General features: G+C 37.4%; 7 protein-coding genes and 3 pseudogenes. 7 read left to right on the forward strand and 3 right to left on the reverse strand.

Annotated features, from left to right (window positions below; translation table 11 throughout):
- Positions 1–548: 548 nt before the first annotated feature.
- Together NU08_RS21835 and NU08_RS21840 are read left to right on the forward strand one after the other, a co-directional pair.
- Positions 549–794, forward strand: coding sequence for a hypothetical protein (locus NU08_RS21835; RefSeq protein WP_091134924.1), 246 nt, complete (start codon positions 549–551; stop codon positions 792–794).
- A gap of 698 nt (positions 795–1,492) precedes the next feature.
- Positions 1,493–1,687, forward strand: a complete 195-nt coding sequence (locus NU08_RS21840) for a DDE-type integrase/transposase/recombinase (RefSeq protein WP_410501070.1) — start codon at positions 1,493–1,495, stop codon at positions 1,685–1,687.
- A gap of 229 nt (positions 1,688–1,916) precedes the next feature.
- Here NU08_RS21840 and NU08_RS21845 read toward each other — a convergent pair whose 3' ends face one another.
- Positions 1,917–2,333 carry a hypothetical protein gene (locus NU08_RS21845; RefSeq protein WP_129749152.1) on the reverse strand — a complete coding sequence of 139 codons (417 nt, stop codon included), beginning with the start codon at positions 2,331–2,333 and terminating at the stop codon, positions 1,917–1,919.
- Between the two features lie 217 nt (positions 2,334–2,550).
- Between NU08_RS21845 and NU08_RS22590 the strand changes: the two are divergent.
- Positions 2,551–3,240: pseudogene (locus NU08_RS22590) on the forward strand (IS6 family transposase).
- A gap of 613 nt (positions 3,241–3,853) precedes the next feature.
- Positions 3,854–4,366, forward strand: a complete 513-nt coding sequence (locus NU08_RS21855; protein ID WP_091134919.1) for a response regulator — start codon at positions 3,854–3,856, stop codon at positions 4,364–4,366.
- 15 nt (positions 4,367–4,381) lie between these two features.
- On the opposite strand, the gene NU08_RS21860 is transcribed toward NU08_RS21855, so the two are convergent.
- Both NU08_RS21860 and NU08_RS21865 read right to left on the reverse strand, forming a co-directional pair.
- On the reverse strand, positions 4,382–4,600 hold the full coding sequence (locus tag NU08_RS21860; protein ID WP_129749153.1) for a hypothetical protein: 219 nt from the start codon (positions 4,598–4,600) through the stop codon (positions 4,382–4,384).
- A gap of 134 nt (positions 4,601–4,734) precedes the next feature.
- Entirely contained in the window at positions 4,735–6,243 is a 1,509-nt protein-coding gene (locus tag NU08_RS21865; RefSeq protein ID WP_129749154.1) for a PAS domain-containing sensor histidine kinase, read from the reverse strand.
- A 1,144-nt stretch (positions 6,244–7,387) separates the two neighbouring features.
- Here NU08_RS21865 and NU08_RS21870 point away from each other — a divergent pair.
- The 3 genes and pseudogenes from NU08_RS21870 to NU08_RS21875 form a co-directional block, all read left to right on the forward strand.
- Positions 7,388–12,355: pseudogene (locus tag NU08_RS21870) on the forward strand (hypothetical protein); the annotation flags it as partial.
- Between the two features lie 1,173 nt (positions 12,356–13,528).
- Positions 13,529–14,341, forward strand: a pseudogene (locus tag NU08_RS22595) (T9SS type A sorting domain-containing protein); the annotation flags it as partial.
- Positions 14,342–14,352: 11 nt separating this feature from the next.
- Positions 14,353–22,656 (forward strand): CARDB domain-containing protein, encoded by an 8,304-nt coding sequence (locus tag NU08_RS21875; protein ID WP_242502628.1) that lies wholly within the window; start codon positions 14,353–14,355, stop codon positions 22,654–22,656.
- Positions 22,657–23,326 lie beyond the last annotated feature (670 nt).

Below are 23,326 nucleotides of genomic sequence, written 5' to 3' on the forward strand. Positions count from 1 at the left end.
GTTAGTTAGTTAGTTAGTTAGTTAGTTAGTTAGTTAGTTCTGTTTTTTCATTTTGATTTTGTTCGATTATGAATGGGAAGATAAAAGGCGCTTTTCCGGTTTCTGTTTTTTTCTTGGACATAGTTTATAGAGCCCTATTGATTTAAATCCTTTATACACCTGTGATAGGTAACATAACCGGTTATCTTTGCTATTTTCATAATTTGATGCCTGTAGGTTTTGATAGGATTGATACTGTCCTCATTTGCTCTGAATTGAAGCAGAGATAACCATGTTCAAATCATTCTGTAAATTGTCGGCCTAAATTTTAAAGCCCTATTTGATTCTGACAGATGCGGCAGAAGAGTTTTTTTTATGTCTTTTTAGCATAATTTGAGTATGATGCGACCCGCATTACAGCAATCGTCTAAAAATAATTCCGTTTAAATTTTCCACTATTTTTTTAACATTACGCAGAAGTGTGATCAGCTGCAAATAATTATATTTGATTTAAAAAATTGCATTAAATTTGAAACAAACTAAAATTGAATTTTGACAAATCTTTCACAATGGAAAAATTGATACGACTTAAGGTGAGAAAAGATTTGGATGCCAAAATGCAGCACAATATTCTTAAACTCAAAGGAAGCCTGATTGCAAAAGGCTACACTGAAATTATACATATTCTGGATCAGGACGAGGACTTCCATATCAATACCTTTGAAGCGGAATTGGAAAAATACAATGAAGTGCGGCAGTACATTGCCTCCTTTATAGAGCAGGAAAGCCTGGCAGAAACTATCAGCTTTAAGTAAATCCAGCTTCCAAGTGTATTTACTGGCCTGGCCCGCCAGCTGTAAAGCTGTCGGGCTTTTGGTCTTTTATGAGGGCGTAAAAAGGCGATAGATATTTTGGCTGTTTTCATAATTTCATGCCTATAGGCTCTGGCAGGCTGATGCTGCCCTTATCTGCTGTGGATTGAAGCATTGCCGCAAAATTCCAACAAGGGGTGGCCTTGGCGGGCTGCGCTTTATCAGGTGCAGAGCGGAAAGGGGCGTTTTTTTTTTCGGCATGAGGGGCTGCGTATACAGGAACAGCGGCCAGATTATCGGGGGGTGTGATATTAAAAGCGATAAAAAATGTTATAAACCCTATTTTTTTACTTTAATGTTGCTGCAGCATATTGATAAGGGATAAAGATATTCTATGTCCCGCCAAAGGCGGAGGCAGAAATAATCGGGTGTTAAGGCAATCGGGTGTTGAGAGCTGCTGCTGTAGATTAACTTGGAGCTGTTGGCATTGTCAATTTTAATTTTAATTATTATTATTCTCTAAGTTTATTTTTTTTTGGAGCTGTTCCCGCTACCCGCTCTAATCTTCTGCCCCGGACCCAGGCACAGAAGGATTTCCGCTTCACACGAGCGAAGCGAACTGGCGAAGCAATCAGGGCTGGGGCTGCTGCTGAGACAGCAGAAGCTTCAGGCAAATCTGTATCAACTGCAAATCACGATTAATAACCATTGATAAAAGCAGATCAAATACAGCAGCTATCAGAGTCTATAACAAGCTCTTGTCCTCAAAGATTAAAATCCTGCAATGTAAATATATTAACAATATTGCAGAACAAGATCATCGTTTTATCAGGTGGCGCATACAAAACGCATTGGGTTTTAAAAGTTTTGAATCTGCAAAGAGAACTCTAAGCTGAATTGAAGTTGCGAATATGCTTAGAAAGAATCAGATGATTGAACCAGGGGTACCTATGTTTAAATCATTCTGTAAATTGGCGGGCTGACTGTTAAATCACTTAAATTCTTAAATTTTATTCTGACAGATGCGAGAGAACCTAAATTTTCCTATTTAAAAAAACTGGTAAATTAAAAAAGCATACACCAATATGGGCGCATGCTTTTAGATTATCAACTTATGGTTCTAAATTAAATTTTAGTTTGATAAACAGATTTTCCGTCTAATGAAACTTCAATTAGGCCAGTCCTTTCGGTAAATGTTGTTCTTAAGACACTTCCTTTAAAAAGAGAAACATCACCGTAAACTTTTCCCGTTTCATCGGTAACATATTCGAACAGTAATTTTTTGTTGTCCGGTTCGATTCCCAGCTTATAACTTGAAAACTTTGTTCCTTTTAAATCGAATGACTGCTGGGAATCGATTATTTTATCATCCGCATAGAAATTTGTAATTGCCTTGTTCAAGGTAATGTCCGGATAATATTTATTTATTTTTTCAAGCAGGGAATACTGAGCGGTGTTAGCATCTTCGAGTTTAGATGTAATGGTCTGGGCAAATGAAGCTGCTGTAAAAACAAGAGCTAAAAGCAATGTGATTCTTTTCATAATTTAAATTTTAATTGTTAGAGTTTTAAAATAATCTCTAAAACTTCTTAATATCCATTTTTTGCACGATATGTGATATTATTTTTATCAAGGTACTAAATATTCAGCCCTGTCGGAAATAAAAAGCAAAGTTTTAAGAAAATAACTATAAGAAAATGTATGGGTTCTGCCGCATCTGAGAATAACTTTTATTTTAGGAATTTAATCCAGTCGAAAAATGAATACGAAAGGTCATTGCTATCCGAGGTCTATTATATTGCAGGCAGTATATTTTAAGCTTAGGTTTACATTAAGTTATCGGGATGTTGAAGAGATTATGAAAATGCGAGGAGTTCATTTTGATCATGCTACCATTCGGCGCTGGGTATATAAGTTTTCACTGTTAATGGAGATGCAAATGAAGAAACGTAAGGTACAAGGTAGTGGTAGTTGGAGAATGGACGAGACTTATATTAAGCTTAAAGGGCAATGGTGTTATTTATATAGGAAAGTTGATAGGTCTGGCAATACAGTTGATTTCTTATTAACTAAGAGAAGGCAGAGGATGAGCGCCCAGTCATTTCTAATTAAAGGAATAAGTAGCAATTGTCGCCCAAGAGTAATAAAGGCGGTTCTAATACTGCAGCGATCAAAGTCTATAACAAACGTTCTTTATCGAAGATTAAAGTCCGACAGTGCAAATATCTCAACAATATTGTCGAACAGGACCATCGTTTCATCAAGTGGAGCATACAAAACAGATTAGGTTTTAAAAATTTTGAATCGGTCAGATCAACGTTAAGCGGAATTGAAGGTGCATATGCTTAGAAAGAATCAGATGATTAGACCAGAGATATCTATGTTTAAATCATTCTGTAAATTGGCAAGCTTTTTTTTAAATTATTTAAATTTTTATATTATATTCTGACAGATGCGACAGAACCGACCCTGAAATCATTTAAAAGCAGAATTATATACTTCATAAAAAATTCTATTTGCATGAGTTGCAAATATAGGAAATAAGCATCTCTTTTTTGTTTTAAAATATTGGTTTTTAGTTTTTTACGGTGTATTTTTTTGTTTTTAAAATGAATCGGGCTCTTAAATGAGAATGCAGCAATTTAAAGATGATAAATTTATAAAGTAATAATTCTGGGCCGTATTTTGAAGAGGGAATGCTCTGCGATTTTCAGTAGGCAAAAGTTTGATCTTAATGATTTAATATGCATATAGAAAGTTATCCGCCACAAGTATGCCAGAATAGTTGGAATGGCAGATTTTTTGAAATAATGTTTAATTTTTTGTAACAGAAATAGTATCAGCTCCAAAGAACAGGTGCCATGTTTTGGCGCAAAATTAGGTTGTCCAAAAATCTTTAAAAGACCGCTGATTTCTTCCAGCAAAATTAAGGGCAGACCCAACATGGGCGCGCGCTGCCGCAAAGATCTAGAGGGGAAAATTATTTATCTTAAAATTATGGAGTGATTGAAATATTTTTGGCATTTATGTACTACATTTGATAAGCATATAACCGATTCAAGATGATAAGTTCAGAGAATTCCCGCCCGGCTGCTGAAGGGGCAAATGAAAAAGAGCCTGTAAAGATTATACTGGCAGAAGATGATAAGGACGACCAGGAATTATTCATCGATGCCTTGGATGAGGCGCAGGTCCCCTCAGAGGTAACCACCGTTGAAAACGGGCAGCAGCTCATGGACAGCCTCAGAGACAAATCCCAGCCAGATCCCGATATTATTTTTATAGATGTCAATATGCCTGTTAAGGGGGGCAAGCAGGCGCTGGAAGAAATAAAGGGCGATAAAGATTTTCGGGACATTCCTGCCGTAATGCTCTCCACCTGGAGCCATCCTTCGGATATTGAAGAGAGTTTTGAAAAGGGGGCGGACCTTTATGTCCAGAAGCCAAATTCTTTTGCAGGCTTTGTGATGGTGCTAAAGAAAGTGTTCTTTCTGCACTGGGCAAAAGCTTTATTGAGGCCGGCCATAAATTTATTTTTTGTTTCGGAAAAGAACACCTCCGAGAGCGACTTGTAAGGGCTCCTGCCTGCATTATCCCTCTATTTTGCCCTTGTGATGCTGCTTTAGCCATTTTTCCATTTTCTGGAGCAGCTGGATCTGCTCTGGATTCCCTGAGGGATCGGAAAGCCCGGTGACGGTTCTCTTGTAATTGAATCCTTTGTCTTCGAAAAGGCTGGTGAATTTCGGGAACTCGCTGTGGGATACCATCCAGGTGCCCTTTCCTGCATATTCAATTTTAAATTTTTTCACTTCCGTCGTCTTTTTAATCTCTGCAAACAATCAGGCGCGAATGCGTCTGGGCTGTTTTGCCGCTCAGTTTTAAACTGTAAAAATAGAATATTAGTGCAGGTGATGGATAGTAAAGGATGCAGGATATTTGAATTTTATATGGTATCTGTCTTCTGTTCTAAAGGCAGGGTAAGGGTAAATTCCGCCCCATTGCCCTTTTCTCCGGCAGCAGTTATTTTTCCATTATGCCTTTCGGCTATTTTTCTGCACAGTGCCAGACCAAGTCCATTTCCCTCGTACTGGTCTTTGGAGTGCAGCCTTTCAAATGCCGTAAAGATCTTTTCAGCGAACCGGCCATCGATTCCAATGCCATTATCCTTTATTTTTATCTGCACAAAATCTTCCCCGCCAATATGGATTGTGCTGTTTGTTATGGTCACCCTGGGCGGCTGGTCCGCTTTTGAAAATTTTAAGGCATTCTGAAGGAGGTTATAGAAAAGCTGGCTGATTAGAATCGGCGCCCCCTGAATCTGCGGCAGGTCAGAAGCAATTAAAACAGCGCCTTTTTCTTTTATGACCAGTTCCAGATCTATTTTTATATTTTCAATAACCTCATTGAGATCGATGGCTTCGATATGCTGCAGGGTTTTATCAACGGTCGAATAGGCCAGGATCCCTTCAATAATATTTTCCATCCTTTGGGCGGACTGGGCTACTTTATGAAGGTATTTTTCAGATTTGCCACTGGCGCTGCCTTCCATGTCATCTCTTAAGAGGGTATTGAAAATTCTGATTTTTCGCAGCGGTTCGCGAAGGTCATGGCTCACCGCGCTGGCAAAATGCATAAGGTCTCTGTTGGAGCGGTTAAGCTCATTTGTGCGGCTTTCGACCTGCTTTTTTAATTCTTCCTGAAATTCTTTTTGTTCATGTATATCCTGCACAATGCCGATTATGGTTTTGGGGCTGCCTTGTCCATCCTTTATAATCCTGCCGTTGATTTTAGCCCAGCGGTGCGGGCGGCCTTCATTTAAAATCCGGGCTTCGTAGCATATTTTTCCTGTCGCTTCCGCTTCTTTATGCGCCTTTTCCCGCGCCGGGAGGTCATCGGGATGCAGTTTTGCAATTAAATCTTCATTGGTTGCATCACCTGAAATGGAACAAATGGCATCGAAGCTTCCCGATGTTGTGATTTTCTTTGTGGCAAAATCTATTTCGTAGCTCCCCATGCCCGAACTCTCAATGGCCATTTTAAGTTTTTCATTGGAATACTGCACTTCCTGTTTGGCCAGCTGCAGATCCGTCACATCAGTGCCTGTATTAAGCACGCCGTATACTTCTCCCTTCTGATCAAAGAGTGGGATAAAGCTGTAATTGAAGTAGTGTTCAGTCATCACGCCGTCTATCGCCAGATCTACTTTTTTGGCTGCGGCATGAAAGGCGGTGCCGGTTTTAAGCACGCCCAGGGCCTCATCGAGAATCTGCTGCTTTTCAATTTCTGGAACAACCTCAAGATAGGTTTTTCCAATAACATCATTCCCTTTTCCGTAAGTTTTGACCATGGCGGCATTGGCCAGTTCAATTTTAAGATCATCTCCCACATACACCCCTACGGGCATTGGAATAGCATCTATTATATTTTGCAGGAGCCTTGGATTGTGGTGCATAGCAGTAAGGTTTAATTAGTGAAGTTCTTAGGGCGAAGCTATTGCTATTTAAAATTTTACTGTTATATTATCTTAATGAAGTGTTTCATAATTTTATGTTTTTATTTTCAGGTGGTCAGGAAAAACGATTGTCGGCAGGCTATAATAATTAGGGGCGCACTGCTTTTGCCGCCGCATTTTGAAAATCGCATCAGCCTGACCGTATTTCAGAAATTGCGTTTTAAACGAGAAAATAAATGACGCTTTTCTTGCGGCTGTATTTTTTAGGAACATAGTTTAACAGCCGTATTGATTTAAATCCTTTATGCGTCTGTGATAGTTAACAGGACTTGTTGTCTTTGCTATTTTCATAATTTCATGCCTGTAATCCGGGGGAATGTTATTTTAGGTTTAATATTATTTTTAGGAGCTTTATCCAGCTATCCGCTGCAATCTTTTGCGCCGAACCACGACGCAATAGGATTTACGATTCTATCGGAGCTAGAAAAATGCTGAAGGCTGTTGGGAATACACCAATTTTTCTCGTAATTAGAAAAAAACATATCTTTAGCTCTTAGTTAGTTAGTTAGTTAGTTAGTTAGTTAGTTAGTTAGTTAGTTAGTAGGTGTTTTTTTGTTTTGGCCGGCGAAGGGGGAGTTCGGAGAAGTGTGGTGTATTTAAGCGGGGATTTTTTTATAGTCATTTGAAATCTAAATGATTTTAGAGCAGAAAAACTAATGAAAGTCGTTTGTGAGATAGTTGGTGCGAGTATTGTTGTTGTTACTAAAAACTATAAGATATTTCTGAACGGAAGAAGGACTATAAACCAGTCTAAATAAAAACGATTTTATTTCAATCGAGGCGATGCCTAATAATTCGAAGTAAAGCAAGTTGGATTAGGGGGTATCAAAAAAAAGGAGAATTAGCTGCACTTTTAAATCTTTTTGGGCTTTATTTAGTCAAATCACTTTTGCATCCTTTAAGTTACCTGTATTCAGGTAATTTATTTGTATAAGTTTCTGGTTATTAGGCTGTAGATGTTTTTTAACTTTAGCGTAAAAAAATAAAAGAAATGTTTTTCCTACTTTTATGCCGATTTTTTAACAAAAAGTATCTTCTTAATATACTGGCATTTAAACATTAATCTATGGAGAGAAAACTACTTATGGGATTGCTATTTTTATTTGGCAGTCTTTCTTTATTATCGGCAAAAAACAGTGCTAATATTCCCATACCGGATTCAGAATATCAGGCATTGGTAGATTTTTACAAAGCTACAGGAGAAGCCAACTGGACCAACAAATGGAATACAAAAGAAAACAATCTGCATGAAGTGCCATGGTACGGGGTTACAGTTGAGGACGGGCATGTTACAGCTATTAACCTTAATGGGACAAGCAATATTTCTGGCTCAATTCCGGCTTCTTTTGGGAATTTAAAATTTCTTAAAACACTTTCCATATACGGAGGCAATTATGCTAAAGATCTCAGCGCAACCGATTTAAATGTTTTTTCCGAGTTGGAAGCTTTAGAATCTCTAGATTTAAGATATGCCAAGTTAAAAGGCATAATTCCGGCATCATGGGCGAAGTTAAAAAAGCTTAAAACCCTTTATTTGAGCAGCAACGCCATTACAGGTTTATCTCCAGAATTTGGCCAGCTTGAAAGTCTTGTAACGGCCGAACTTTCAGATAACCAGATCCCAGTTTTAATCAGAGAGCTGGAGAATTTAACAGCATTGAGAACCTTAAATTTAAGCAGCAATAAAATTGCTTCAGTTTTAGCTCTATTGCCGAGTACGGTAAATCTCAGCCTGCATTATCAAGCAGTAGACATTGAAAATATTATTTACAAAGGAGTAGATTTAAAAATAGATAACCTGCCTAATATTGTTACGTACAATAGAACTAAAAATGATTTTTCTGCCAGAAGGCAATTTGCAGTTTATGTTCGCGGCAGTGAAATTGGTAATGCCGTTATGGCGGCAGATGGCAGTTTGACAATTCCTGCGGCCTATTTATCTTCTTTAAAAAATGGCGACGAAGCATATTTGTACCAGCAGTACGACTCTTCAAGCGGAAGCGTTTCTTATTACAGCAAGGTTTATTTCACAAACATAAAAGTAAATCAGCCTGCTGTTTCTAATATAGAATATCAGGCATTAGTAGATTTTTACAATGCTATGGGAGGAAGCAGCTGGAATAATAAATGGGATATAAACGAAAACAATCTTAATGAAGGCGCATGGACGGGTTTAAGTATAGAAAATGGCCATGTCACAGGATTAAACCTTAATAATACATCTAATGTTTCTGGTTCAATTCCGGCTTCCTTCGGTAATTTAAAATATCTGAAAAATTTATCTCTTTATGCGGGAAACTATTCTAAAAACCTAACTGCAACAGATTTAAATGTTTTATCAGAACTGCAGTCTCTGGAAACATTGGATATGAGATACTGCCGAATACAAAATGCCATCCCATCTTCATGGAGCAAGCTAAAAAAATTAAAAACGATTTATTTTTACAATAACTCAATTACCGGATTGCCTGAAGAATTAGGAGAAATGGAAAGCCTTGTTACTCTAGAAGCGCCATACAATCAGATAAAAACTATCCCAGCTTCCATTGGAAATCTTCAAAATCTGGTTACGCTTAATTTATCAGACAATCAGATTCAGGTTATGGCAAAAGAGCTGGAAAATGTTTTAACATTAAAAACATTAAATCTTGCAAGCAACTATATTTCAAATGTTGCGGCATTGCTTGGCAGCTCGGTCAATTTGCAGCTCCATTATCAAAATATCAATGTTGAAGGACTGGTTTATACAGGTTCTGATTTAACGGTTTCCAATCTGCCAAATACTGTTTATTACAACAGAAATCAAAATGATTTTTCTGCCAGAAGGCAATTTGGAGTCTATGTTGGAGGCAGTCAGGTTGGAAATAATGTAACAGCAGCTGCAGACGGAAGTGTAGTAATTCCTGCGGCTTATCTGGCTTCGCTAAAAACAGGAGATTCGTTTTATTTATATCAGCAGTATGACTCTTCAACAGGAAGCGTCTCTTACTATTCAAAAGTTAATTTTGTAAATGTAAAAGTAGATCAGCCAAAAATCCCAGATTTAGAATATCAGGCTTTAGCGGATATTTACAATGCAATGGGCGGAGCACGCTGGAATAATCAATGGAATATTGCAGAAAATAATCTGCATGAAGGAGCTTGGTATGGCGTAAGCATAGAAAACGGACACATCACTGGGCTTAGTTTTAATAATATTTCGAATGTTACGGGAGCAGTTCCAGCTTCAATCTCCAACTTAAAGTTCCTTAAAAATCTTTCGTTTTATGCAGGAAACTACAGTAAAGATTTAAGCACAACAGATTTAAATGTTATTGGAGAATTAGAGTCCTTAGAATTTTTAGATTTTAGATACAGCAAAATCAAAGGTGATATTCCTGCATCGTGGAGTAAATTAAAAAAACTAAAGACACTTTATTTAGCATATAATGCTTTAGCTGCTTTGCCAGACAATATTGGCGCAATGGAAAGTTTGGTAACGCTTGAAGCTCAGAATAACCAAATAAAAGCGATTCCGGCATCGATTGGAAATCTTCAAAATCTGGTTACTTTAAATTTATCTGATAATAAAATTCCAGTTTTGGTAAAAGAGCTTGAAAATATAGCTTCTTTAAGAACGCTAAATCTTTCTAGCAATAACATTTCTGATGTTGCAGGATTGCTCAATGCTAATGTTAGTTTGCAGCTTCATTATCAAACCATAAATATTGAAGGGCTTGTGTATACCGGCGCCGATGTAAAAATTGAAACACTGCCGAATATTGTTCATTACAACAGAAACCAGAATAATTTTTCGGCAAGAAGACAATTTGGGGTGTATGTGGGAGGCAGTCAAGTCGGCAGCAATATAGCCGCATCAGCAGACGGAAGCATTCTGATTCCGGCTTCTTATCTGGCATCAATAAAAACGGGAGACAGTTTTTATCTGTATCAGCAGTATGATTCTTCAACAGGAAGCATTTCGTATTATTCAACTGTAAATTTTGTAAATGTAAAAGTAGACCAGCCCAAAATTCCAGACGAAGAATATCAGGCTTTAGTTGATTTTTATACCGTTATGAATGGTGCAAACTGGACTAATAAATGGAATGTTGCCCAAAACAATCTTCATGAAGGCGCTTGGTACGGAGTAAGCATAGAAAACGGCCATATTACAGGTATTAATTTAAACAATAACAGTTCGGTTACGGGGGCTATTCCTGCCTCGATTAAAGATTTAAAATACCTGAAATCTCTGTCACTTTACGGAGGCAATTACTATAAGGATTTAAGTGCAGCAGATTTAGGTGTTTTATCAGAACTTGCCAATCTTGAATATTTGGATTTAAGATACACCAAAATCAAAGGCGATCTTCCAGCGTCATGGAACAAGCTTAAGAAAGTAAATACGCTGCATTTAAACAACAATGAACTTACAGCGCTGCCTGAAGATTTTGGCGGCATGGAAAGTTTAGTAACCGTAAATGTATCATCAAATCAGATAAAATCAATTCCAGCATCTACAGGAAATCTTTTAAAGCTAGCCACTTTAAATCTTTCTTATAATGAGATTGAAGTGCTTATTAAAGATCTGGAAAAAAATACTGCTTTACAGACTTTAAGCATTACTGGCAATAAGCTTTCGACTATTCAGGCATTACTGCCAAACCAGGTAAATTTAGAATTAACATCTCAAACGCTAACTATTCCTAATTTTTTATATGAAGGAAACGATGTAAAAGTGAGCGGCCTGCCAAATATTGTGCTTTACAACAGAACGGCAAATGATTTCTCGGCACAAAGGCCATTTCGACTGTTTGTAAAAGGAAACCAAGTTGGAAATAATTTAAGGGTGGCTTCAGACGGAACCATAACAATACCTGCCGATTATCTTTCGACTTTAAAAACGGGAGACGAATTGTATTTGTATCAGGATTACGAAGGCGGTTCTTCTGCTTCTTACGATTCCAGAATTTATTTTGCCAATGTAAAAGTAGATCAGCCAAAAATTCCAGATGCTGAATATCAGGCTTTAGTTGATTTTCATAATGCTATGAATGGGGCAAACTGGAATAATAAATGGGTGACAGCAGAAAACAATCTGCATGAAGGCGCTTGGTACGGAGTAAGCATTCAGAACGGACACATTACAGGTTTAAACCTTAACAACAATTCGAATGTTTCTGGGACAATTCCAGCTTCGTTTGCCAATTTAAAATACCTGAAGAATCTTTCTTTATACGGCGGCAGTTATACAAAAAACTTAAGCGCAACAGATCTAAATATTATTTCAGGATTAGAATCTTTAGAATCTTTAGATCTTAGATACACAAAGTTAAAGGGAGTTATACCATCATCATGGAATAAACTGCAGGCTTTAAAAGCGTTATATTTAAGTAACAATAATATCGAAGACGCAGATGAATCCTTGGCTCGTTTGCCACTTTTAAAAACAGTTGATTTTACGTATCAAAATATTACAATTCCAACTATCGAAGTAGGGGCAAATGAACTGGCAATTAATCTGCCTGTTTTATCAACGTTTTTATTTAATGCAAACGGAGGTGCTGTTAATAACAAAAACCATTTTACACTTTACATTAACGGTGTAAACAAAGCATCGAATTATTCTAACAGCGAAGGAAAATTAATTTTTAAGGACATTGCCTTATTCGGAATAAAATTAACAGATAAAATTAGAATTGTCCAAAACGACGGAACAGCACAAGGAACAGCAATTAATTATACTCAGATTGTTTTTGGAAAGCCATTGGCAGATGAAGAATTCGAAATCCTGAAAAAAATCTATGCAAGTGCAAATGGAGCGCAATGGACGCAAAAATGGGATATTTCGCAAAACAAACTTCACGAAGTAAGCTGGTACGGGGTAGGAACAAAAGACGGGCATGTAGTTTCGCTAAGTTTAGCTGCGAATAATTTATCAGGAACACTTCCTGCAGAATTATCCGGTTTGACTTATTTGGAAACTTTAAATCTGCAGTCGAATGCAATTGAAGGAACGCTTCCTTCTGATTTAGGAAGATTGGCAAACCTAAAAACGCTTAATTTGCAATCGAACAAATTTCAGGGAACACTGCCTGTTTTATCTGGAGTTTCTGGATTGAAAAAACTTTCAATTGCCGGAAATGGATTCAAAGGAACAATTCCGGGGCACTTCAACGATTTTGAAAATATCGAACAGATTGATCTTTCAAACAACGGTTTCGACGCTTTAGAAAAACCTTTTACCTACGATCTGGCCAAAGTGTATATTAACCTGAGAGGTCAGGTTATCGCAAAAGAGGAATATTTATATCTAAAAGGCGACGAAATTATAGCTGATCTTCCAGCGCTTGCAACCTACAACGAAACAGCACAGGATTATACAGGACAATACCAGTTTGAACTGCAGGCCAACAATTTCAAAATTTCTGAAGCGACGGCTGTAGGCAATACCATTACGTTTCCAAATATTTCTGTGGCCAGTGTTCCGGCAGGTGCTAAAATTGCCATTTGGCAGAAAAATGGGACGTCGCAAGGAACTTATATTCAGTTTAAAGGAATTGCAGACGGTTCTGAAACACCACTAATTGCAGAAGAATATGATGCTCTAGTTGCTTTTTTTCAAAATGCAGGCGGAACAGGATGGAAAGAAGTTTGGGATACATCATCTAACAATCTTCATGAAAAGAAATGGAAAGGCGTTACAACCAACGACGGACATGTGGTTTCAATCAATCTTCCCGACAACAATTTGACTGGAACGATAAGTGCAGAAATTGGAAAATTTAGCGAACTGCAAAATCTGAATCTTTCCAAGAACAAACTAAGTGGAGCCATTCCGGAAAGTATATCAAAAGTAACCAAGCTAAAAACGGTTGATCTTTCGGAAAATGAATTAACAGGGATCGATGCGGCATTTTTACCGGCGGTAAGCTTTAAAATCGATCGCCAGAAAATCAATTTAGGAGAACTGACTTTAACGGTAAATGCAGTTTTAAAAGATCAGAAAATCAATCATTACGACCATACAAATTCTATATTTAGTGCAACCCAATCCTATAACATGACTTTAAAGGATTATTTCCAAATGGTAACAGTTCCGGAAGACGGCATTAAATTAACGAATATTTTGAGCGAATGGAATGTTCCAAATAACCAGACTTTAGAATTAAGGCAAATTGCAGGACCTGCAAGAAACAGTATTCTAAGTTATACCATTGCCTATAGGGAAGGAGATTCTAATTTAGACGGAATTGTAAATATTCTGGATATTCAGTCGACTTTAAATTATACTTTAAGCCAGAAGCCAAAATTCTTTAATTATGGTGCGGCCGATATCAATAAAGATAAGAATCTGAACGTATTGGATATTATTTCCTTAATTAATAAAATCCAAGCAGGAACTCTCGAAAATTCAGGCAGCACAAAACGCATGGCTTTGGCCAGCAATGAAGATGTGGTTTTAAGTATTGAAGATAATATGCTTTATATTGACAATCAGTCGGCTATGACAGCAGCATTTGACATTCGTTTAAAAGGCGGAAGTAAAACTGAAGTAAAAGAACTTCTTTCTGGCATTGGTTATACGGTTTCAATTGCAGAACATGAAGGTGAAATAAGCATTATAGGTTTTTCTATGAATAAGTCACTTTCAGGCAAGCACGCCATTGCTTCCTTATCTTCTAAAACAGCGATTGCTTCTGCCATGATTTCTAATGCCGATGCCCAATCATTGAGCTATAAAATAGCAGGAACTTTAGGAGTTGGCGATATAGATCAAGAAACCGCCGCTGTACTTGCAAATTATCCAAATCCATTTACTGATAAAACGGTGATTCAGTATCATGTAGCTGAAAACGCAGATCAAGCCATCTTAAAAGTTTTTGATGCAGCAGGAAGAACCGTTTACACAGAATCGGGTCTCGATGCATCGCAAGGAAAGCATGAATTTACTTTCCAGCGCAGAAATCTTGCTTCTGGAATTTACTTCTACAGCATCGAAGTGCAGAATAGGGTAAAACCTGTGTTTTTTAAAGGAAAAATGTTAATACAATAAACTTCACCATAATGATATCTAACGAATTGAAAACAATGAAAATAAAACCGTTTTTGGTGTTTATCTTCCTATTTATGGCTGCGTTTGCACAAGCCCAGAATAGTTTAAAAGTATTAAATGCATCAGCAGGACCAGGCGAAAAATCAAAAATTGCAATTGATCTGGCTAATGCCGATGAGGTCGTGGGAGCTGAGTTTACCCTTACGGTTCCGCCAGGATTAATTGTAAGCGAAAAAGACAGTAAAATTATCGAAAGCCGTAAAGGCGATCATGCTATTTATGTGAACATCGAAAAGAATAATCCGCGCAATTATCACTTTATTCTTCTCTCGCTAACAAGCACTTCTTTTAAAGGAAACAGCGGTGCTTTATTAGAAATTCCGATCGAGATTCCATTGAATTATACCTCGGGGCAGATACACAATTTAGACTTAAGCAGTGTTGTTTTAAGTTCTAAAAATGCTGTCGATATAGGGGCAAACCACGTAAACGGAAAGCTGACAATTGCCGCAGCACAATATCCTGATTTGACAATTTCAGGGATTAGCACAGCAGAATCTGCTATTGCTCCTGACGGCAAAATTAATGTATCATGGAAAGTAGAGAATATTGGAGACCGAATCGCTTCTGGCGGATGGGTGGAGCAGATTAGCATTGTTTCGGATCAAACAGGTTTAGAATACAATTTAGGAGCCGTTTCGTATAGCCAAGATCTTGATAAGCAAAATTCTGTAAACAGAACGGCAGCTTTTAATCTTCCTAAAATTTTAGGTCTTGACGGCAATATAAAAGTGAGAATCAATATTATCGCCAATACAGCGGTAAAAGAACCAGAATCTCTAAAGAATAACAATAAAGTTACTGCGGCAAGTTCTATTTTGCTTGAAAAACGTTTGTTTTTAACGCTTGACAGAAAGAGCATCGATGAGAACTCTACCGAAGTGATTAGAGCAACACTGCTGCAAAGCGGTGACCGAAGCAGTGATAAAATCTATAATTTAACCGCTTCTTTGGCTTCGCAGCTTCAGTTTGATTCCCCACTCAAAATTGTAAAAGACCAGTCTTCGGCAGTTTTTTATATCACACCGATCGATAATACAGAGAATGACGGAAACAGAACTGTTTCGTTATCAATTGCAGGAAACGATTATCCTGCCGTTTCCGATAATATCGAAATTATAGATAATGAATTTTCAACCATTACGCTAAGTCCTTCAAAAAGTACAGCAACGGATGGCGAAACGGTAACGGTTACTTTAGAAACTGGTTTTGCCAAAACAAAAGATGTAAAATTTACGATTACGGCAGACCAAAGTTCACGATGGACTGTTCCTGCAGAAGTTACGCTTCTGGCAGGAAGTAAAACAGCTTCGTTTACTGTAACCGTAAAAAACAATAAAGTTCCTGAGCAGACCGTAACAGGGAAATTAACGCTTAGGGCTGAAGGTTTTCAAGCAGGAAATGCAGAAGTAATTTTAAAAAGTTCGAATGTTCCAGCTTTCGAATTGGAGATTGCACCGCAAACTATTTCTAAAGGCGATGGAGTTTACGCAACTTATGCGACATTAAAGCGGATCAATAAATCAGAAATAAGCACATCAGTTCGCTTAAAAGCAAGTATCGCTAATGCTTTGATTTTACCAGATGCTGTTGATTTTCCTGCCAATGTAAATTCGAAGAAATTTAATATTGGAGCTGTAAACAATGGAATCGTAGATGGAACAAAAGTGGTGAGTGTAACAGCGGATATTTATTCTGCATCATGCAACTGCACCATTTCTGCAGGAGACGGAAGCAGTGCCAGCAAAGATATTACCATTCTTGACAGCAATGGACCGGCTTTAATTGTAAAAGCAAATCCGGCAACAGTTAAGGCAGGAGTTCAAAAAGCGGCAAAAATTACCATTTCCAGAAATACAGTGGACACTTCTAAAGCCATTTTAGCAAAATTATCGTCAGATTCTCCAACTATTGTTTCAATTCCGACAGAAGTTTCAATTCCAGCCGGACAGCAAAGTATTGAGCTAGAAATCAATACAATTATAGATCCGCTAAAAACAGGAGATCAGACCGTACGAATTCAAGCTGAAGCCGATACTTTCAGTTCAGGATTTGCTTGGATTTTGGTTACAGATCAAAACAAGCCAGATGCTGTTGCTGACTCGGTAAAAACTGTAGCAGAAGCAAATGGTGAGGATACTATAGAAGTGACAGTTTCTATTGCCAATCAAGGTTTTGCACTATTGGCAAAAGGTTCAAAAATAGAATATTTTCTATCTAAAGATAAATTAATTCAAAATGCAATTCCTGTATTTGCCTCACAGCTTGACAGCGATATCGAAGCAGGAAAAGCGCTGGATCTTGTAAAATCAATCAAACTCCCTCAGCAGGCCGGCGATTATTATTTGGTGGCAGCGGTAAATTCAGATCAAAAGATAAATGAATTATCGTATGCCAATAATCAGGCTTATTCGGCTATAAAATTACTTTCGAGTTATAGTGCCGTAAGTTCGGTTTCTAAACCGGTCTACAAATCGGGAGAAGTTGTTGCAATTACAGGATCGGCCAAAATGGCAAACAATTCTCCTGCTATAAATAAAGAAGTAGAAATTATTGTTGCGGCTGGAAGTTTTACACGCTCTTTTAAAGTAAAAACAAACGCTTCAGGAAATTTTGCCTACGATTTTGAACCCTTACAGGCAGAAAGCGGACATTATACGGTAAGTGCAGGATATCCTGGAACAAAAAACGCAGTTCAGGCAGAATTTGACATTGTTGGTTTTGAATGGACAAACAAACCTTCTGATTATTTAAAATGGGAAGTGGTAGCCAAAGTTCCGTATAAAGGTGAATTTGTCTTAAAGAATAACAGCAAGACACCATTAACCAATATTAATATTGAATTACCGGCAGAGGCAGGCTTCGCCATAGAAACAGATCCCTTAACGCTGGCATCGGGGCAAGAAGCCGTTTTAAGTTATACGATATTGGCAGAAACAGCATCGGCAGAACAAAAATATTATGAAATCAATTTTAACATAGTTTCAAACGAAGGGGCAAAACTGCCTGTCTTGGCGTATTATCATGCTAAAGCGCAAACACCTAAATTGGCAGCAAATCCGGTAAGCATCAATACTACGATGATTAAAGGAAACTCTCGTTTTTATGAACTTACAATTTCGAACACGGGAGCAATAGACGCAGAAAACGTAAAAGTGGATGTTCCGAATCTGGAATGGATGAAGCTTAAAAGTGCAGCTGTTATTGATAAAATCGCGCCAAACGAATCTGCAAAAGTCATTTTGGAATTGGTGCCAACAGATAAGCAGCAATTAAATGTCCCATTAACCGGAAACTTAGCTTTAAATCCTTCAAATGGAGGAGGAGTAAGCATTCCTTTTAAAATAGAAACCGTTTCAGAAGCAACAGGCTCTTTAATAGTTGACGTTGTTGACGAATATACTTATAATACAGAAAAAGCTCCTCACGTAAAGGGAGCTAAAGTAACAGTGCGCCATCCGTTTTCTGGTGCAGTTTTGGCAGAAGGAATTACAGATGAAAATGGTTTGTTTGCCACACCTCAAATTCCGGAAGGATATTATACGGTAACGGTATCGGCAGATAAGCATGCCTCATATCAGAATAATTTGTTAATAGATCCAGGTAAAGTAACGACTCAAAAGGTATTTATTTCGTATCAGGCAGTAAGTTATGAATGGGTTGTAAAACCAACAGAAATTGCAGACGAATACCAATCTGATTTAGTAGTTAAATTCGAAACAAACGTACCAAAACCAGTAATTGTTATCGATATCGACAATCCTGTTCTAGATTTAAAAGCGGGCGAAAGCAGAATGAGTTATGCAACGGTTACAAATCACGGTTTGATCGCATTATCAAATGTGACTTTTAATGTAGATGCTCAGGGAGATTATAAGTTTAAACTCATGATCGATAAGCTTGGCATCTTAAATGCAAAATCGAGTATCATAGTGCCGATATTAATCACAAGACCGGCTTCGACCGCAAGAAGCGCAGCGGCAGCGGCGGCTGGGCAAAACTGCAGTTACAATTTAATTACAAAAGGAACTTATGTATGTGAAACCGAACAAGATTTAGCGGCGTTTAAACCCTATTATGTGCTGACTTGTTCTACACCAAGCACTCCCGTAGTAACCGGTATACCTAATTTTAATGGAAGCGGTTTTGGAGGATTGATTCCTATTGGAACAGCAATTGGAAATATCGTAACATCGCTTCCAACTATTTGCACTAATCCTTGCCTTACTTCGGTATTTGGTATGGTTATAGGATGTGCAGGCGGGCCGGCAGGAGCTGTTGCAGGATGTCTTCTTGGTCTGGCTACCATGAATGGAGAAACAATTAATCAAGTCATTGCCGTTGCTGGCTGTATTCCAGGGCCAATAGGCTGTGTTGCCAGTATGGTTGGAACATTAAAAGCTTGTATTTATGATCCATTAGCTTCAGGTAAAAAAGCGAACAGTAACAGCAACAGTTTCCTTGAAAGCATGTATAATGATTTCTATGTAATGGACAATGCGCAAAAAGCTTTAAATAGCAGGCTCAAGGCTTATTTGGGCAATGAGAGAATTATAGACAGTCCTAATTTTCATGATTTCATGAAAGAAACGGCTTTAAATCTTGATATGCAAAAAGCATTTTCTGCTGCTGATATTACCAGAATTAAAACGAATCTTTCAGGTTCTGATATTACAAGCCAGGAAATTGAAACATTCTGTAACAGATGGAATAAAACGGTAGAAGCATGGAATAAAAATATTAAAGCTCCAAATGCTGAATATCCGGATATTGTAAACAAAAATGATATTGAAGAGTATGATAGAGTAAGACAATTACTAGTTGATCTTGTAAAAAACAGAGGTTTTGCATCTGCTGAAAAAATGTACAATCAAGACATGGCAGATTTAAAAGAATATATTGAAAGATTGGCTTCTCAATCTTCCGTTTGCGCAAGCGTAACTGTAAAATTCTCTCAAAAAATCACCATGACCAGAGAGGCTTTTGAAGGTACTTTAACTTTAAACAACGGTAGCGAGACAAATACAATTAAAGATCTACACTTAGATTTATTGATTAGAGACGAAGCTGGAAATGATATGACGCATCTGTTCCAGATCAACAAAGATGCTTTCCTTAGCGGAACAGGACTTGTCGGGCCAAACAGCAGCCAGTCAGGAACAGTAATTTTTATTCCTACTAAAGATGCGGCGCCAACTGTACCCAAGTCATATTCTTTTGGAGGAACTTTATCGTATTTAGATCCCAATACAGGCGACAGGGTGACGGTGCAATTATATCCGGTGACTTTAGAAGTAAACCCAAGCCCAGATTTGGTAATGCATTATTTTATGCAAAGGGACATTTTAGGAGATGATCCGCTTACAGATAAAATAGAGCCGATTGTTCCGGCAGAAATGGCTTTATTAATTAAAAATGAAGGATACGGAATCGCTAAAAATGTTCAGGTAGAATCTGTTCAGCCTGAAATTATAGAAAATAAAAAAGGCTTATTAATAGATTTTGAAATTATTGGAAGCAACTTTAACAACGAACCAAAACAATTAGGTTTGCTGAATGTTGATTTCGGAAACATCGAAGCTCAAAAAACAGCACTTGGACAATGGTGGTTTACCAGTACTTTGTTAGGCCATTTTGTTGAATATGATCTTAAAATTAAGCATTTAAGCAGCTATGGCAATAAAAACCTAAGTCTGATAAAAGCATCGTATGCCCACGAATTAATTAAGAGCGTAAAAGCATACGGTGCAGGTCAGGATAATATCAACGATTTCTTAGTAAATGATGCAGTCGATTTAAATGATACTCCAGATGCTATTTATTATTCAAACGGAGAAAGCGATGAAGTGTATAAAGCAGCAGCAGGAACGGTTTCGAATATTATTTCTCCAAGCCAGCTTACAACGACTTTAACCATGGATTCATCTAAAACAGGATGGAACTACGGTAACACAGCTGATCCAGGAGCAGATAAGTACAAACTCGAAAGAGTCGTCAGAATCAGCGATAATCTGGAACTGCCAATAGAAAACTTTTGGCAAACGCATGTAACGCTGAGAGACGGACTTGAGCCAAAGTATGAAAACAGACTTCATTTCCTTGATAAAATATCAGGATTAGAAAGATATACTTTGTATTACAGTGTCATCAATACCAACATTCCAAAAGTAGCATCTTTTGAAAGTTTGCCTCCGACAACCACAAAACCAGTAGAATCTGTTCAGGTAAACTTTAATAAAGCAATTAACCCAAGTACATTTACAGCGCAGAATGTCAGTTTGATCCATCAGGGAGCAAAAATTCCGTTTAGCGATAGTTTTATTGGAAAAGTAAACGATTCGACTTATGTTTTAAATATCAAAACACTATCACTTGCTTCTGGATATTATGAGTTAGCAGTTCAATGTGCCGGAATAAAAGATTTGGAAGGAAACGAAGGAAATGAAGGGAAAAGCATTTCATGGATTCAGATAATCGGCGAACTTGGAATTGTTCAGTTTAAAACAGACCAAATAGAAGCACAGGCTGTAAATAGTGTCGAAATTGTATTTAACAAACCTGTAAAACCTGTTCAGTTTACAAAAGATAAACTGACTCTGAACGGGAAACCGCTGGAGAATGTTTCTATTGTTACCGATGATAATTTAAAATATACTATTGTCGGATTAAACGGGTACAACAAAGAAAATGGCCAATATGAGCTGGCAGTTGATCTTCCGTCAATAAAAGCAGAAGACAACACTTTGGGATTAATTGTGCAAACCCAAAAATGGAAAGTGGATACCACTATTCCAGAAATTGATGCGTTTATTCCTAAATATCAGGGAGCAGTACACAGCCAGAACGTAACAGATATTGTCGTAACTTTAACTAAGCCAATAAGCAGTTTTGAGAAAAACTGGGTTACACTTTACAAAGGCAGCATTAATTTAAATGCAAATCTAATTGTGATAAAACAAGACGATTTACATTATTTAATTTCTGGTTTAGGAGAATTTACTCAGGCCGAAGGCGGTTATAAAATTGTAGTAGACCAAACTGGCTTTAAAGATCTTTCTGGCAATTTTGGAACAGGAAATTCAAGCACAATGTGGGAAGTGAAGTTTGGAAAACCTTCTGCACCTTTCAACATGCGTATTGCGCCGGACAGAGGATCATCGGCTTTAGATAATATTACTTCCGGCAATGATTTATCGATTGCCCTAACCACTACTGGAAACAAACAAACTATCGAGCTGTATGCTGTAACGCCGACTGGAAGAACTTTGGTAAGCAGACAAAAACAGGAAACGGCAAAAGAAGTTTTAATTCCGATAAAAGGATATTTCGGGAAAAATACTTTTGAAGCGGTAGTTCTCGATGAGTTTGGAAACTCAAGCGATGTAAGCAGAATAGATGTTTATATTGACATTGTAGATCTTAATTGTACAGTTACTCCGTTGAGCGATGCAAATAATAATTGTTTTGAAACAGATATTTTGAAAGTGGTGTTTGCCGATGAAATTATGGCTTCGTCATTGACTAAAAATGATATTATTGTGAAATCGGGCGGAATTGCAGTTTCTAATGAAAACATAACTTTAACTAAAGTTTCGGACAAAGAATTTGAAATTGGAAACATAGAAAAGTTTGCAGGAGATCATACTTTTGGAGTTGATTTAACAAAACTGAGTAAAAAATCAAGTGGCCTGCAAGGAAAAGGAATTGTCTCTGTTAATGTTGAAACTGCTTTAAATAATACAGCAGCGATTACTGGTGACATACTTATTACCAATGATAATACAACAGTAACGTATACAGCTACACCGTCTATGCAGCTTTATGCGTGGAATGTTACCGGTGGAGAAATTATAGAACAAAATAGCAATATGGTAACCATTAAATGGACAGAAAAAGGAAATCAGACACTTTCTCTGAATTATTTAACTCAGGCATCATGCAGTAAAACAACAGCATTGGAAGTAAAAGTGGATGCATCGCTGTCTGTGGAATATCCGATTTCAGATAAAAAAGGTTTCTTCATTTCCCCAGTTCCAAATAATGGAAACTTTACTTTGCATCTAACTGGCGATCAGGGAACTTTTGATCTGATTATTTTTGATGCCGGCGGTAAAGCGGTTTACAGACAATCTAAGTTGGAAATCGATGGCGTTTTCAGCAAAGAAATAAAAACACATTTAAGAGCCTCGGGAGTTTATTTCTTAATGCTGCGAAATGCAGATTCGAGTTATAAAACGAAGTTTTTAATCAAATAGAGAAGAAAAAGGATAATGCATCAGGTGCGCTAGGGGTTAATTATTGCATCCGGCATCCATAGATCATAGATGATTTATACCTACTATCGCATGAAATAAAAAACAGCCTTCGGGCTGTTTTTATTTTAAATTTTTTCATTTAAATGATAGATTTTTAAGTTAGCCAGTTTTCTTTTGTTCCTTCTTTCCTGATTGTTTTTAGTTTTTTTGATTTTGATTTTGCTTTGGCCGTCGATGGCGAGGTTTGCTGAAAGGTGGGGGTATTTGAAGAATTGCTTTTAGACTATAGAAGGGATACGGGGAATCACACCTAGGGTCTCTTATCCGCTCGCGTATTACATTTCTATGTTTTTGTTCTATACCACGATTCTGCCACAAAGTTTTTATGCGTTTCTTATGAATATTTAAAGTTTCGGACGAGTGTAAACCTATCTAAAATTTACGCAGTAATTCGTGATTGTTTTACAAGGGGAGTTTTGTGATTTTAAAGGAGCATATGTAAATAAAAATCAAACTATTTAAAAGATGGTGCTATAATTAACTAGTAATATTTATCGTTTTTTACGGTTAAAAACTCCAATTATCACATAACTAATGCTTTTGAGCTGCAGGCGTTGTCCAGCTTCCGTCAACAATCTCCGTGTCTCCCCAGCATGCGCTAATATGCAAT

Source organism: Flavobacterium anhuiense, assembly GCF_004151235.1.
Taxonomy (GTDB): Bacteria; Bacteroidota; Bacteroidia; order Flavobacteriales; family Flavobacteriaceae; genus Flavobacterium; species Flavobacterium anhuiense_A.

Excerpts from the sequence above, each read along its gene's own strand:
- NU08_RS21835 (WP_091134924.1), top strand. The coding sequence starts at position 549 with ATGGAAAAATTGATACGACTTAAGGTGAGAAAAGATTTGGATGCCAAA.
- NU08_RS21865 (WP_129749154.1), bottom strand. The coding sequence starts at position 6,243 with ATGCACCACAATCCAAGGCTCCTGCAAAATATAATAGATGCTATTCCA.
- NU08_RS21855 (WP_091134919.1), top strand. The coding sequence starts at position 3,854 with ATGATAAGTTCAGAGAATTCCCGCCCGGCTGCTGAAGGGGCAAATGAA.
- NU08_RS21845 (WP_129749152.1), bottom strand. The coding sequence starts at position 2,333 with ATGAAAAGAATCACATTGCTTTTAGCTCTTGTTTTTACAGCAGCTTCA.
- NU08_RS21875 (WP_242502628.1), top strand. The coding sequence starts at position 14,353 with ATGATATCTAACGAATTGAAAACAATGAAAATAAAACCGTTTTTGGTG.